The following is a 13,519-nucleotide window of genomic DNA, read 5'->3' on the forward strand; positions in this document are numbered from 1 at the left end:
CCCCCCAGCCCCGGCCCTGCCAGTGGCAGCGGGTACGGGACGGCAGCGGCGGGCCCGTGTACGGGACGGCGACACCGCGGTCGGACTCCACGCGGCCGGTGTCCCAGAGAAGCCTTCGGCCGGCCGCGAGGTCGCGCGGATCGGCGGCGGCCCGGATCTGATACGCACTCTGGCGGGCGCCCCGAGCGCCACTTCGGCCGGCGCCCCGGCCCTCGCCACCGTCGCCGTCGCCGTCGAGTTCCCAGGACAGGAGCGGGGCCCTGACATCGGTGCCGAGGAGCCGCTCGGCGTACTCGACCGTGGCGCGTACGACACGGAGCCGGCCGGCGCGAGCGCCCTTCTCCATGGCGGCGGCCGGTGGGGCCGCGGCCAGGCCCGCGATTCCCGCTCCCGCACCCATGACCGAGGTGTGCAGAAGACCTCTGCGCGTCCAGCCCATACCCATTGCGGCCCCTCCCGATTGAAACGTTTCATGTCCCCCGTCAAGCATCGTAGGGCCGAGCGCGAGCACCGGACAAGAGGTGTGCACACATGCCCTCGGGTCGAGGATTTTTGCTTTGAGCTTCAAAATTTGCGCAGATTCATAGACTTCCTGCGGCGCCGCTTCTAGCCTTTTCGCGTCCGCAGAGTCCCCACGAGCCGCAAGGACGTATGTCTGTGACACGCCCCCCAACCCCAAGAGGCCGTCTGCTCCGGCGCGGTCTGTCAGCCTCCCTCTCTCTCGCACTCGCCGTGGCCGGGACGGCCGCGGCGGTGGTGCTCTCCACCGCGCCCGACGCCCAGGCGGCGGCGGTCCCCGCGCCGTCCCCCCTCGATGTCCAGGGCCGTGGCGCGAGCGTGCCGTTCAAGGAGCAGGAGGCGGAGTACGCCGCCACCAACGGCACTCTGATCGGCCCCAACCGCCTATATGGCACGCTGCCTTCGGAAGCCTCCGGACGGCAGGCCGTGACGCTCGACGCGGCCGGTGAGTATGTCGAGTTCACACTCACCGCTCCGGCGAACGCGATGACGTTCCGCTACTCGCTGCCCGACAACGCCGCGGGCACCGGCCGGGACGCCGACATCGACCTGCGGGTCAATGGCAACTCGCTCAAGAGCGTGCCGGTGACCTCCAAGTACGGCTGGTACTACGGCGGTTATCCCTTCAACAACAACCCGGGCGACACCAACCCGCACCACTTCTACGACGAGACCCGGACCATGTTCGGATCGACTCTGCCGGCCGGTACGAAGGTCAGGCTCCAGGTCTCCTCGACCGCCGCGTCACCGACGTTCACCATCGACCTGGCGGACTTCGAGCAGGTGGCCGCGCCGATCGGCAAGCCTTCCGGAGCCCTCGACGTCGTCACCGACTTCGGCGCCGACCCGACCGGTGCCGTCGACTCCACCGCCAAGATCCAGGCGGCGGTCGACGCGGGCCGTACCCAGGGCAAAGAGGTCTACATACCGCAGGGCACCTTCCAGGTGCGCGACCACATCATCGTCGACAAGGTGACGCTGCGCGGCGCGGGCCCTTGGTACAGCGTGCTGACCGGACGCGATCCGTCCAACCGCAGCAAGGCCGTCGGTGTGTACGGCAAGTACGCCAACGCGGGCGGCAGCAGCAATGTCACCCTCAAGGACTTCGCCATCATCGGCGACATCCGTGAGCGCGTGGACAATGACCAGGTCAACGCCATCGGTGGTGCGATGTCGGACTCGGTCGTCGACAACGTCTGGATGCAGCACACCAAGTGCGGCGCCTGGATGGACGGCCCGATGAACAACTTCACCATCAAGAACAGCCGGATCCTGGATCAGACCGCCGACGGCGTCAACTTCCATATGGGCGTCACCAACTCGACGGTCACCAACACCTTTGTGCGCAACACCGGTGACGACGGTCTGGCCATGTGGGCGGAGGCCGTGCCGAATGTGAACAACAAGTTCACCTTCAACACCGTGATCCTGCCAATCCTGGCGAACAACATCGTCACCTACGGCGGCAGGGACATCACCATCTCCGACAACGTCATGTCGGACACGATCACCAACGGCGGCGGGCTGCATATCGCCAACCGCTATCCGGGCGTCAACTCCGGTCAGGGCACGGCGGTCTCCGGTGTCACCACCGCCGCGCGCAACACCCTGATCCGGGCCGGCAACAATGACTACAACTGGCGCTTCGGCGTCGGCGCGATCTGGTTCAGCGGACTCAACGAGCCGATCAACGCGACCATCAACATCACCGACAGTGAGGTGCTGGACAGCTCCTACGCCGCGATCCATCTGATCGAGGGCGCGACGAACGGGCTGCGCTTCAACAACATCAGGATCGACGGCGCGGGTACGTACGCGCTCCAGATCCAGGCACCGGGCACGGCCTCGTTCACCAATGTGACCGCCACCCATATCGCCCAGTCCAACCCGATCCACAACTGTGTCGGCAGCGGCTTCCAGATCACTCAGGGCGCCGGTAACTCGGGCTGGTACGCCAATCCGCCCGCGTGCACGGGCACCTGGCCCGACCCGGTGTGGACCAACGGCGGTGTGCCGGGCGGTCCCACCACCCCGCCGACCACTCCCCCGACCACGCCTCCCACCACTCCGCCCACGACGCCGCCTGCGGACACGGGCAATCTCGCCCAGGGACGCCCGGTGACCGAGTCGGGACACGCGGACGTGTACGACGCGGGCAACGCGGTCGACGGCAACGCCAACACCTACTGGGAAAGCACCAACAACGCCTTCCCGCAGTCGATCACGGTGGATCTCGGCGCCGCGAAGGCGGTCAAGCGCGTGGTCCTGAAGCTTCCTCCGGCCGCCGCGTGGGCGACCCGTACACAGACGCTGAGCGTGCTGGGAAGCACCACCGGCCCGTACAACACGCTGAAGGCATCGGCGAATTACACCTTCAATCCGTCGAGCGGCAACACCGCGACGATCAGTCTGGACGGAACAGCGGTCCGCTATCTGCGGCTGACGTTCACGGCCAATACCGGCTGGCCGGCCGCCCAGCTCTCCGAGCTGGAGGCCTACACCAGCTAGCGCAGGACAAACAAGCTCACGGTGAACAACAGACGGAACGCCCGGCCGGTGACCTCCCCGGCCGGGCGTTCTCGTATACGGGAACACTTACCTGCGGGAGCGCTCACCCGAATGGCCTATACGGCCCTGTACGGCCCTGCACGGCCTCCCTGAATGACAGTCAGCCGGTGAATACCACTCGCCGGGCGTGTTCTGCCGGACGGTCCTACACTCGCGTATCAAGGCCCCACTCCTGGGTACCTCCGGCGGGATTCAGCATTCGAACAGCGCGCCGAACCCATCGCAAGCAGGAGGCGTAATGACAGCCACCAGTACGAAGCGTCGCGGCTACCGAGAAGGGCTCGCCGGTGAACTGCTCGCGGAATTCCTGGGAACGTTCGTACTGATTCTGTTCGGCTGCGGATCGGTCGCCGTCGCCGTCGCCGGTCTTCCCGGTTCGGGCCGCCAGTCCACGCCCTTCGACGCCGCGAACTGGCTGATCATCTGCTTCGGCTGGGGGCTTGGAGTGGTCTTCGGCGTCTACGTCGCGGGAGGTGTCAGCGGCGCGCATCTCAATCCCGCGGTGACACTCGCCTTCGCCGCACGCAGGAAATTCGCCGTGAAGAAGGTTCTCCCTTACTGGGGCGCACAGTTCCTGGGCGCCTTCATCGGTGCCGCCGTGGTCTTCAGCATGTACAGCTGGGCCATCAACGCGTTCAACAGCAAGGCAGGGATCGCCCGGGACCAGTCGCTCCCCACCTTTTCGATTTTCGCCACCTTTCCGGCCGAGTACTTCGGAAATTCCTGGTGGGGTCCGCTTCTGGACCAGATCGTCGGTACCGGCATCCTCGTCATGCTCATCTTCGCTCTCATCGATCTGCGCAACACCGCTCCCGCGTCCAATCTCGGCCCTTTCCTGACGGGCTTCATCGTTGTCGCGATCGGCCTCAGTATCGGTACGAACGCGGGATACGCGATCAATCCGGCCCGTGACTTCGGGCCACGGCTGTGGACATACACCATGGGCTGGGGCGACATCGCCATTCCCGGGACTTTCCAATGGTTCAGCCATTACATGTGGATCCCCATCGTGGGCCCGCTGATCGGCGGACTCGTCGGAGCCGTTGTCTACGACCTCTTCATCGGACAGGTGCTCGACGCCCGCCGCAAGGTCATGGAAGGACGGGAGGGCGGCCGTGCCGGAGACGCCGCGCCCGGCCCGGCCGCCGACGTTTAGGCCCTGTCCGAGCTTCTCGGCCGACCTGCCGACGTCCGGACCCGCCAACGTCCGGGTGAGCCGCTGGGACCGGACCTCAGAGCTGGACGTCGTAGGTGTCGAGGCGCCCGCACATGCCGAATCTGCCGTGCGCCGCCGGGAGCCGGGCATACAGCCGGGACTCGGTGAGATACGAGGCATCGCCCTCGGCGAGCCGGTCGAGTTGAACACCGGTCTGCCGGGCGGCCTCCGCCGCGCCCGCCTCCCAGCGCTCGCGCCACCCCGCCACCCGAGGGCGTACGAGCGCGGCGGCGGCCCGCTGGAAGTCGAGCAGAGGCCGTGTGTCGCCGGCTTCCCATGCCGTACGCAGCACCGTGAAGCCCTCGACGGCGAGATCGCGCCGTCGGCGCGCGACCTCGGCCTGCTCCGCCTCGGACGCCTCCGCCGCCTCGGGGATACGGACGGCCCGCGCGTATGTCTCCGGGTCGGCCAGATACTCCGGCGGGAGCGTGAGCACGGCGTCCCCGGCCTCCGGCAGACCGCTGTTCTGCATCAGGACCACGATGCGCAGCCCGTCGTCGTTGACCAGCCGGTGAATGGTGCCCGGCGTGAACCAGACAAGGGCTCCGGGCGCCAGCGGTGTGACGGCGAAGCCTGTGGGACCGAGCGTCTGGACGGCTCCCTGTCCCGCCGTCACCACATATCCCTCGGAGCAGGTGAGATGGAGATGCGGTGTACCACCGCGCAGTCCGTCGGCGGCCTCCCAGTCGTACACACGCAGATGCGATACGGCGACGGCTCCGGGCAGCCCGGCGAAGCCCGCCACCGGGGTCACCATGTGTGTTTCCACCAGCTCCTCGCCTTCACGGTGGTGGTGCGCAACACCTACAGCAAGCGCTTTCTACGCAGAACGTAGAGTCATGGCACAGCACTGTCAACGGGACGGTTCCGGGAGCCGGAAGCTCCGTCGGACCGTCGGGAGCTCCGTCAGACCGGAAGCCGGCCGCCGCCCGTGTCGAACAGATCGAACACAGCCTGGACGCGCTTGCCCACCGGGACCCGTTCGGCGACCAGCCGGTCGCTCAGCGCGTCGACGATCTCCATACCGTGCCCGCCCAGCCGACCGGGATCCCGCTCATAGCGGCGCGGCAGCGTCGAACTGCTGTCGTACACGGTCACGATCAGCCGTCGGTCCGTGCCCTCCAGCTCCAGCAGATACGGTCCACGGCTGTGCCGCTCGGCGTTGGTGACCAGCTCATTCACGACGAGCAGCACATCGCCGCTCCTCCCGTCGCCGAGCACGGCACACCACTCCGCTTCGAGCCGCTGGAGGAAACGGGCGGTGAGCCCACGGGCCTCGGCCGTGCACCCCGGCGAGCCCAGGAACTCCCGTGCCAGGCGCAGTGGCCGCACGGAGTCCACCAGGGATGCCAGAGCCGTACCGATGACGGTCTGTCCGTTCATACGCTCCTGCCCCGCATCGATGAGGGCGATGCGGGGGACCCCCTTCTCCGTTCTTCCTTGTGCCCCCGCACGCCGTGGGTATGCACTCCGCTCCCGACGCACTCCGGTCGCGGCGAAAAGCACACCGGTGGCGGGCCCCGACGGCCGGGGTTTTCATGGAAGACAAAGCGTCAGCATCAGGGGCGATCCGAACGGCACGGCCGGTGCCGGGTGTTCCGCGCGGCCCGGACGATGCCGTAGGTGCCCCCTGCCGAGCAGAGAAAGCAGGCACACTCATGCCGTTCGTCACCGTCGGGCAGGAAAACACCGGCTCCATAGACATCTACTACGAGGATCACGGCATGGGACAGCCGGTGATCCTGATCCATGGCTACCCGCTCGACGGGCACTCCTGGGAGAAGCAGGAGCGCGTCCTGCTGGCCACCGGCTACCGTGTCATCACGTACGACCGGCGCGGCTCGGGCAACTCCAGCCGCCCTACATTCGGTTACGACTACGACACCTTCGCCGCGGACCTCAAGGTCCTCATCGACCATCTGGGCATCTCCGACGTGGTGCTGGTCGGCTTCTCCATGGGCACGGGCGAGGTCACGCGCTATCTGGGGAAGTACGGTTCCGGACGGATCAGCAAGGCCGTACTGATGGGCGCCATACCGCCGTTCCTCCTCAAGACCGACGACAATCCCGACGGGCTCGACCGGTCGATCTTCGAGGACATCAAGTCCGCCATCGTCGCCGACCGCCCGGCCTATATGAAGGAGTTCGTCAACAACCTCTACAACGTGGACCGGTACCGCGGCACCCGGATCAGCGACGAGGCATGGACCTTCAGCTTCAACACGGCCCTGGCCATCTCGGCCCATGCCGCCCACGCCTGCGTCGACACCTGGCTGACCGACTTCCGCGCCGACCTGCCGAACATCGACGTGCCTGTGCTGCTCCTGCACGGGACCGACGACCGGGTCCTTCCGTACGCGAACACAGCGAAGCGGCTTCCGGGGCTCATCAAGGATCTGACCTTCGTCACCGTCGACGGCGGCCCGCACAACATCGCCTGGACCCACTCCGAGATCGTCAACCCGGCCCTGATGGACTTCCTCAAGGCATAGGCCGTCCTCAAGACCTGAGGCTTGAGCTCTCAGGGCTTGAGCAGGGAGCGCGCACGGGCGGCGCGTACCGCCGCGGTGAGACCTTCGATGTCGTACGCGCCGTGGTGGCGCCGTCCGTTGATGAAGAAGGTGGGTGTGCCCGAAACACCGCTCATATCGGCCGTCTCCACATCCTCGGCGACCCGTGCGGCGCCCTTGTGGTGCCGCAGATTCCGGTGGAACCGGTCGGTGTCCAGCCTGGTCCCGGCCGCGTAGCGGAGCAGATCGGCGAGGCGCAGATCGCCCTGGTGGTCGAGCAGAAGATCGTGCATCTCCCAGAACGCGCCCTGTTCGGCCGCCGCCTCCGACGCCTCGGCCGCGAGCTGGGCATTCGGATGGACATCGGTGAGCGGGAGATGGCGCCACACGTAGCGGACGTCTCCGGAGTCCGCGAGCAGTTCACGGATGACGGGCTCCGCCAGTCCGCAGTACGGGCATTCGAAGTCGCCGTACTCGACGACGGTCACCGGCGCCTGTCTCGGACCGCGTACATGGTCGCGGTCCGGGTCGACAGGTGTCGACAGATCGACAATGGACTCCGCCCTGCCCAGCAGGGCGCTGATCCGGCGGCGCCGCGGCAGCAGCCAGATTACCCAGGTGACCACCCAAGTGGCGGCGAAGGAGCAGAGCACGGCGGCGAGAATGCCGATCTTCGCCTGGTCGAGCCGGGTGCCGTGGAAGGCGAGGGTGGCGATCAGCAGCGAGACGGTGAAGCCGACGCCCGCGATGGTGCCGCCGGCCGCGGTGGCACCCCAGCCGACGGGCGGGCGCAGCCGTCCTCGGCTCAGTCTGGTGGTCAGCAGTGAGGCGCCGAGGATACCGACGGGCTTGCCGAGCAGATAGCCGAAGAGAATGCCCAGGGTGACCGGTGAGCCGAAGGCGTCCGCCAGCCGGTCGCCGCTGATGGTGATACCGGCGTTGGCGAGGGCGAAGACCGGCACGATCACATAGCTCGTCCAGGGGTGGTACATCCGCTGGAGCCGCTCGTTGGGCGAGAGGGCCGTGGCCAGTCCGGCCCGTACGGAGCGCTCCAGCTCCGGTGTGGGCTGCTCGCGGAAGAGCCGGAACAGCCCGGACGCCCGCTCCAGATCGCTGCGCGCCGCCGGATAGGCGGAGGTGATCAGTCCCATGGCGAGGCCCGTGACGATCGGATCCACACCGGATTCCAGTACGGCCAGCCACAGCGCCGCCGCGAGCACCGCGTACACCGCGCCTCGGCGCACTCCCGCGGCCCGTACCAGCAGGATCACACCGAAGATCGCGAGGGCCACGACCAGCGCGATCACATCGACATGGCCGCTGTAGGCGATCGCGATGACGCCGAGCGCCACGAAGTCGTCCACGACGGCGACGGTCAGGATGAAGGCCCGCAGGCCTCTGGGCAGCCGGGTGCCGAAGACGGCGAGGATGCCCAGCGCGAACGCCGTGTCGGTGGACATGGCGGCACCCCAGCCGTGCACCGACGGATCGCCGACGGTGAAGGCGAGATAGATCGCGACCGGTACGACCATGCCGCTGAGGCCGGCGATCACCGGAAGGGCGACCCGTTTGCGCTCACGCAGTTCGCCCATGTCGAACTCACGGCGTGCCTCCAGGCCGACGACGAAGAAGAACAGCGTCATCAGTCCGCTGTTCACCCACTCGCGCAGTCCCAGGGAGACTCCGGCGGAGCCGACGCGGACCGAGAGATCCGTCGTCCAGAACGAGGCGTAGGTACCGGGCCCGGTGTTGGCCCATACCAGTGCGGCCAGGGCCGCGGCCAGCAGTACGGAGGCGCTGCCGGTCTCCGTGCGCAGGAAGTCACGGAGCGGCGTCCGGATCTCCTCGCTGTATTCGGTCTGGCCGGAAAGGCGCGGCGTCGCCGGATCGACAGTCACCTGGCCATTCTGCTGCGAGCCGTGCGGTCACCGCCTGACGAGGCCCTCCGGGACCGGTCGCGGTCGGTCCGCAACGGGCAGTCCGAAAAACGGGTCGGGCTCAGGCGGACTTCTCTCGGCGCTCGTGCCCTCGGCGTGGTACGAGCGTCGGATTGACGTTGTCGAGCACGGTGGCGCGGTCGACCACGACACGGGCGACATCGTCCCGGCTCGGCACCTCGTACATCACATTCAGCAGGACCTCTTCGAGGATCGTGCGCGCCGCGCGGGCGCCGGTGCGGCGCAGCAGCGCCTGTTCGGCGATGGCGGCGACGGCGTCCTCGGTGAACTCCAGTTCCACTCCGTCGAGGTCGAATAGCTTCTGGTACTGCTTGAGCAGCGCGTTGCGCGGCTCGGTGAGGATCCGGCTCAGCGCGGTCCGGTCCAGCGGCTGAACGGTCGCCAGCTTCGGCAGCCGGCCGACCAGTTCCGGGATCAACCCGAACTTCAGCAGGTCCTCGGGCAGCACATCGGTGAAGGCGCTCCGTCCCTCCCGCCCGTCCCGCTCCTCCTTGGTACGGATCGAGGCGCCGAAGCCGATGCCCTTGCGTTCCACGCGCTGCTCGACGATCTGTTCCAGTCCCGCGAAAGCGCCGCCGACGATGAACAGCACATTGGCCGTGTCGATCTGGATGAACTCCTGCTGCGCGTGTTTACGGCCGCCCTGCGGCGGCACGCTGGCGACCGTGCCCTCCAGGATCTTCAGCAGCGCCTGCTGGACGCCCTCGCCGGAGACATCGCGGGTGATCGAACGGTTCTCGCCCTTGCGGGCGACCTTGTCGATCTCATCGATGTAGATGATCCCGGTCTCGGCCTTCCTGACGTCGTAGTCGGCCGCCTGGATCAGCTTGAGCAGGATGTTCTCGACGTCCTCGCCCACATAGCCGGCCTCCGTGAGCGCGGTGGCGTCGGCGATCGCGAACGGGACGTCGAGCATCCTGGCGAGTGTCTGGACGAGATAGGTCTTGCCGCAGCCGGTCGGGCCGACCAGCAGGATGTTGGACTTGCCGAGTTCGACCTGTGCCTCGTCGGCACCGTGCCGCCCGCTCCGGGCGTCCATCGACCTGATGCGTTTGTAATGGTTGTAGACCGCCACCGCGAGCGTCCTCTTGGCGCTCTCCTGTCCGATGACGTACTGCCCGAGGAAGTCGAAGATCTCGCGCGGCTTCGGCAGATCCGCCGGTGCGTCGCCGGAGGGCGCGCCGAGGTCCTCCGCGATCAGCTCGTTGCAGAGCCCCACGCACTCGTCGCAGATACAGACCGGGCTGGGACCCGCGATCAGCTTCTGGACCTGCTTCTGGTTCTTCCCGCAGAACGTGCACTTCAGCAGGGTGCCGCCGTCACCGATGCCTGCCACGCGGAAGTATCTCCTCAAGCTTGTATCCGGATGCTCCGACCATATGACGCGAACATCTGAATGGCTCACGGTATCTTGAAGCGCGATGGACAGCAACGCGGGGACGTGTGAGGACGATGGGCCGGCTCAGCAGGGCACAGGCGCAGGAGCGCAATCGCGCCAAGGTGCTGGCGGCGGCCAGAGGTGAGTTCGCCGAGCACGGCTTCCGGGACGCCAAGGTGGACGGGATCGCCCAGCGCGCCGGGCTGACCCGTGGCGCGGTCTACTCCAACTTTCCCGGTAAACGGGCGCTGTACTTCGCGGTGCTGGCCGATCTCGCCGAGCGTGCGCCGGAGCCGCCGCATCCGGAGCCCGGCCGTACGGCCCGTGAGGCGCTCGGTGTACTCGCGCGCGCCTGGGTGGCCCGGCTGCCGCTCGCCGATGTCGACGACCAGCACGGTATGCCACGGCTCGGTATGTATCTGCTGCCCGAAGTGCTCGCCGAGGAGCGGACCCGACGGCCGTTCGCTCAGCTGATGAAGGTGGACGCGATCCTGCTCGGGCTCGCCCTGGAAGGGCTGCGGCCCTCCGGCGCACCGGCCGGCAGCCTGGTGCGGGTCGCGGAGGCGGTGCTCACGACCTTGCACGGCGCGAACCAGATGGCCGCCGCCGCGCCGGGATTCATCGAGCCGTTCAATGTCGTCAGTGCCTGTGAGCAGCTCGCGGGCCTCGGTCTCCACGACTGGTGGCCGCCCACGCATGTGATCACACAGGTGCGGGAGGCGGACGAGCCGTGGTCGCCGCCGCGCGCGCTGGACGCGGTGCGCGGCGAGCCCGCGCTGCTCGCGGGCGACGGTGTGGTGGCCGTCCTCGGACTGCACAGGCTGGAGGCCGTCGAGGAGGCGGTACGGGCCGCTCCGCCCGGCACCCGTATCACCGCGGTCCTGGTCACCGGGGATCCCGATGAACTGGCGCCGCTGGCGCGGCTGGCCGTCGCCGAGCTCTGCCGCTGTCTGCGTCAGGCGTTCCCGCCCTCGGCGTGGCCGCGCGTGCAGGTGGTGTTCGACGAGTCGGGCGCCCTGGCCGCGGCGGCCGGTCTGTCCGCCGTCAGCGACGGGACCGAGGCGGCCGTCCGCATCGAGGCGGACAGGATCGTCGCGTGCGCCGACGGCCGTGGCGCGTGCCACGCGGTCACCTCGGCCCTGGCGACCGCGTCCTCCTGCCCGGCTTCATCGGCCGGGCAGAAGGACGCTTGAGCGGCGCGACGGGGAAGGCGTGGCGGGAAGGTGCAGTGGAAAGGCGCGGGACGCAATTGGGTCAGCAGGCGGTCAGAAGGTCATGCTCCAGCTGTCCAGATAGCCCGGCGGAACGGTGAAGATGCCCGGCGTGTTGTCCTCGACCCGTAGCGTCCAGGTGCCGTTCGCGGGCACAGCCGAGGCGTCGACGGTGTAGGTCGCGTTCAGCTCCGGGCCCGGACCGTAGATGAAGTCCTTCACCCGGATCCTCGTACCGTCCTCGCTGATCAGGTCGATCACCTGGCCGCCGGCGAAGGCGTGGAAGAGATGGACCGTCACCTTGAGTTCGCTGGAGCCATTGCCCTCCCGGCCGGTGACAATGATCGGAGAGGTCGCGACGCCCCAGTTGGGGATGCCGAACCGGGCGGGATTGACGAAGAAGTCACCGCCGGAGGCGAGGACGGTCCAGGTGAAGGGAACCTTCAGCGTCTCCGCCGCGGAGTTCCTCACGATGACCGTGGTGGTGAACTCGCCGGCCGTCGTGGGCGTACCGGCGATGAGACCGGTGACGGGATCGATCGACATACCGCCGGGCAGACCGGTGGCGGAGTAGGTCAGAGCGCCCGGCCGGGAGGTGGTCGCCTCGATCTGCCGACTCGTCGGCTGGCCGACCGCCGCGTCCCGGGTGGACGGCGCCGTCACTGCGATGTGATTGACGTAGCGGGGACCGACGTTGACGGCGGCCCAGGCGTTGCCGACGGCCTCGTACGCGTCGCTGGACCTGCCGAACAGATCGGCCGCGGCCTGGAGAGTGGCGACGCGCGCGCCCGCGTAGTCGGTGTCGCTGGTCATATAGAGAGTCAGCGCCCGGTACCAGACATTGGTGGCGTTGTGCAGACCGAGGCCCGCGACGGGCTTGTTGTCATAGGTCGAACTGTCGTAGCGGACGCCCTTGATGGTCTTCTCGCCGCTGCCCTCGGCGAGCAGGTAGAAGAAGTGGTTGCCCACTCCGGAGCTGAAGTGCGGGTCGAGCGAGTCGGTTTCGGGAGTCCAGTAGTCCTGGGAGGTGCCCTTGGCGGAGGCGTCCCTGGAGGGATGGTCCATATAACGCAGCGGTCCGCCCGTACCGCGTACGTCGTCCAGCTCGCCGATCTGGTAGTCGGGCACGTCGGTGGCGCTGTTGACGTAGAACTCGGCGGCGGTGGCCATGATGTCGCTGGTGGCCTCGTTCAGACCGCCGGACTCGCCTTCGTAGTCCAGATCCGCGGTGGCGTAGGTGACACCGTGCGTCATCTCATGGGCGGCGATGTCGAGCGAGGTGAGCGGCCGGGCGTTGCCGATCCCGTCGCCGTAGGTCATGCAGAAGCAGTTGTCGTCCCAGAAGGCGTTCGCGTAACCGTCGCCGTAGTGGACACGGGAGTACGCGCCGACGCCGTTGTCGGCTATGCCGTTGCGGCCGAACCGGTCGTGGTAGAAGTCCCAGGTCTTCTGGGCGCCGTAGGCGGCGTCCACAGCCGCCGTCTGACGGTCGGCGGTGGTTCCGTCGCCCCAGATGTCGTCGGTGTCGGTCAGCAGCCTGCCGGAGCCGCCCAGAGTGAGGTCATAGGTCCTGTGGCCGCCGCGCTGAGGATCAGTCAGTTCGTAGACATCGCCGTTGCGCACCGAGCTGAGCTGCACCTTGCCGCTGTACTCGCTGTTGCCCGTACCGGCGTGGATCTGCTCATGGCTCTGGAGCCGCGCACCGCTCCTGGCATCGGTCACCACATGCAGTTCGCTGGGCGTGCCGTCCTCCTGGACACCGGTGACGACGGATTCCCAGGCCAGCGTGGGCTTGCCGGCGCCCATCCAGACGACCAGCTCCGGCGCTCCGTCCGGAGCGGCCTCGTCGGTCTGCTCCGCCTCCGCGACGGCGAGGGCCGACTTCTTCGCCGCTGAGGCCGTGAGAGCGGCCTTGGTCGTCGGCACGGAGACCGGTTCGTTCGACGCCTTGGTGACGGTACGGGCGCCGGCGCGCTCGTGGACGACCAAGTCGCCGCCGAGCACGGGAAGTCCGGCGTAGGCGCGCTCGTAGCGGGTGTGCAGGGTGCCGTCGGCGTCCTGGACGACATCCTTCGGTATGAGCTTCTCCTGATCGCCCAGCTTCAGTGAACGAACCGTGGCGGGCGCCGCGTTGGCGGCGGCCCTGAGCAACTCCGCCC

9 protein-coding genes and 1 pseudogene are annotated in these 13,519 nt (G+C 67.9%); 4 read left to right on the plus strand and 6 right to left on the minus strand.

Annotated features, from left to right (window positions below; translation table 11 throughout):
* Positions 1 to 445, minus strand: a pseudogene (locus GA0115259_RS09085) (hypothetical protein); the annotation flags it as partial.
* A 206-nt stretch (positions 446 to 651) separates the two neighbouring features.
* Here GA0115259_RS09085 and GA0115259_RS09090 point away from each other — a divergent pair.
* A complete protein-coding gene (locus tag GA0115259_RS09090) occupies positions 652 to 3,027 on the plus strand; it encodes a galactose-binding domain-containing protein (RefSeq protein WP_093593500.1) in 2,376 nt (791 codons plus the stop codon).
* A gap of 298 nt (positions 3,028 to 3,325) precedes the next feature.
* The gene (locus GA0115259_RS09095; protein WP_161230326.1) at positions 3,326 to 4,243 is read left to right on the plus strand and encodes an MIP/aquaporin family protein; all 918 of its coding nucleotides are present in this window, start codon (positions 3,326 to 3,328) and stop codon (positions 4,241 to 4,243) included.
* A gap of 76 nt (positions 4,244 to 4,319) precedes the next feature.
* On the opposite strand, the gene GA0115259_RS09100 is transcribed toward GA0115259_RS09095, so the two are convergent.
* Complete coding sequence (locus GA0115259_RS09100) at positions 4,320 to 5,048, minus strand: cupin domain-containing protein (protein WP_370747544.1); 729 nt, start codon at positions 5,046 to 5,048, stop codon at positions 4,320 to 4,322.
* 161 nt (positions 5,049 to 5,209) lie between these two features.
* Positions 5,210 to 5,686 (minus strand): ATP-binding protein, encoded by a 477-nt coding sequence (locus GA0115259_RS09105; RefSeq protein WP_093593506.1) that lies wholly within the window; start codon positions 5,684 to 5,686, stop codon positions 5,210 to 5,212.
* A gap of 275 nt (positions 5,687 to 5,961) precedes the next feature.
* On the opposite strand from GA0115259_RS09105, the gene GA0115259_RS09110 reads away from it, so the two are divergent.
* A complete protein-coding gene (locus tag GA0115259_RS09110; RefSeq protein WP_093593509.1) occupies positions 5,962 to 6,795 on the plus strand; it encodes an alpha/beta fold hydrolase in 834 nt (277 codons plus the stop codon).
* A 29-nt stretch (positions 6,796 to 6,824) separates the two neighbouring features.
* Here the strand turns inward: GA0115259_RS09110 and nhaA are convergent, their stop codons facing one another.
* Together nhaA and clpX are read right to left on the minus strand one after the other, a co-directional pair.
* Entirely contained in the window at positions 6,825 to 8,711 is a 1,887-nt protein-coding gene (gene nhaA, locus GA0115259_RS09115) for a Na+/H+ antiporter NhaA (protein ID WP_093593512.1), read from the minus strand.
* 100 nt (positions 8,712 to 8,811) lie between these two features.
* Positions 8,812 to 10,107 carry an ATP-dependent Clp protease ATP-binding subunit ClpX gene (clpX, locus tag GA0115259_RS09120; protein WP_093593515.1) on the minus strand — a complete coding sequence of 432 codons (1,296 nt, stop codon included), beginning with the start codon at positions 10,105 to 10,107 and terminating at the stop codon, positions 8,812 to 8,814.
* 116 nt (positions 10,108 to 10,223) lie between these two features.
* Between clpX and GA0115259_RS09125 the strand changes: the two genes are divergently transcribed.
* Complete coding sequence (locus GA0115259_RS09125) at positions 10,224 to 11,342, plus strand: TetR/AcrR family transcriptional regulator (RefSeq protein WP_093593518.1); 1,119 nt, start codon at positions 10,224 to 10,226, stop codon at positions 11,340 to 11,342.
* Positions 11,343 to 11,414: 72 nt separating this feature from the next.
* On the opposite strand, the gene GA0115259_RS09130 is transcribed toward GA0115259_RS09125, so the two are convergent.
* A partial coding sequence (locus GA0115259_RS09130; RefSeq protein ID WP_093593524.1) for a M4 family metallopeptidase occupies positions 11,415 to 13,519 on the minus strand: 2,105 nt, incomplete at its 5' end.

The organism is Streptomyces sp. MnatMP-M17 (assembly GCF_900091995.1).
Taxonomy (GTDB): domain Bacteria; phylum Actinomycetota; class Actinomycetes; order Streptomycetales; family Streptomycetaceae; genus Streptomyces.

Excerpts from the sequence above, each read along its gene's own strand:
- GA0115259_RS09090 (WP_093593500.1), top strand. The coding sequence starts at position 652 with ATGTCTGTGACACGCCCCCCAACCCCAAGAGGCCGTCTGCTCCGGCGC.
- GA0115259_RS09095 (WP_161230326.1), top strand. The coding sequence starts at position 3,326 with ATGACAGCCACCAGTACGAAGCGTCGCGGCTACCGAGAAGGGCTCGCC.
- GA0115259_RS09105 (WP_093593506.1), bottom strand. The coding sequence starts at position 5,686 with ATGAACGGACAGACCGTCATCGGTACGGCTCTGGCATCCCTGGTGGAC.
- GA0115259_RS09110 (WP_093593509.1), top strand. The coding sequence starts at position 5,962 with ATGCCGTTCGTCACCGTCGGGCAGGAAAACACCGGCTCCATAGACATC.
- GA0115259_RS09125 (WP_093593518.1), top strand. The coding sequence starts at position 10,224 with ATGGGCCGGCTCAGCAGGGCACAGGCGCAGGAGCGCAATCGCGCCAAG.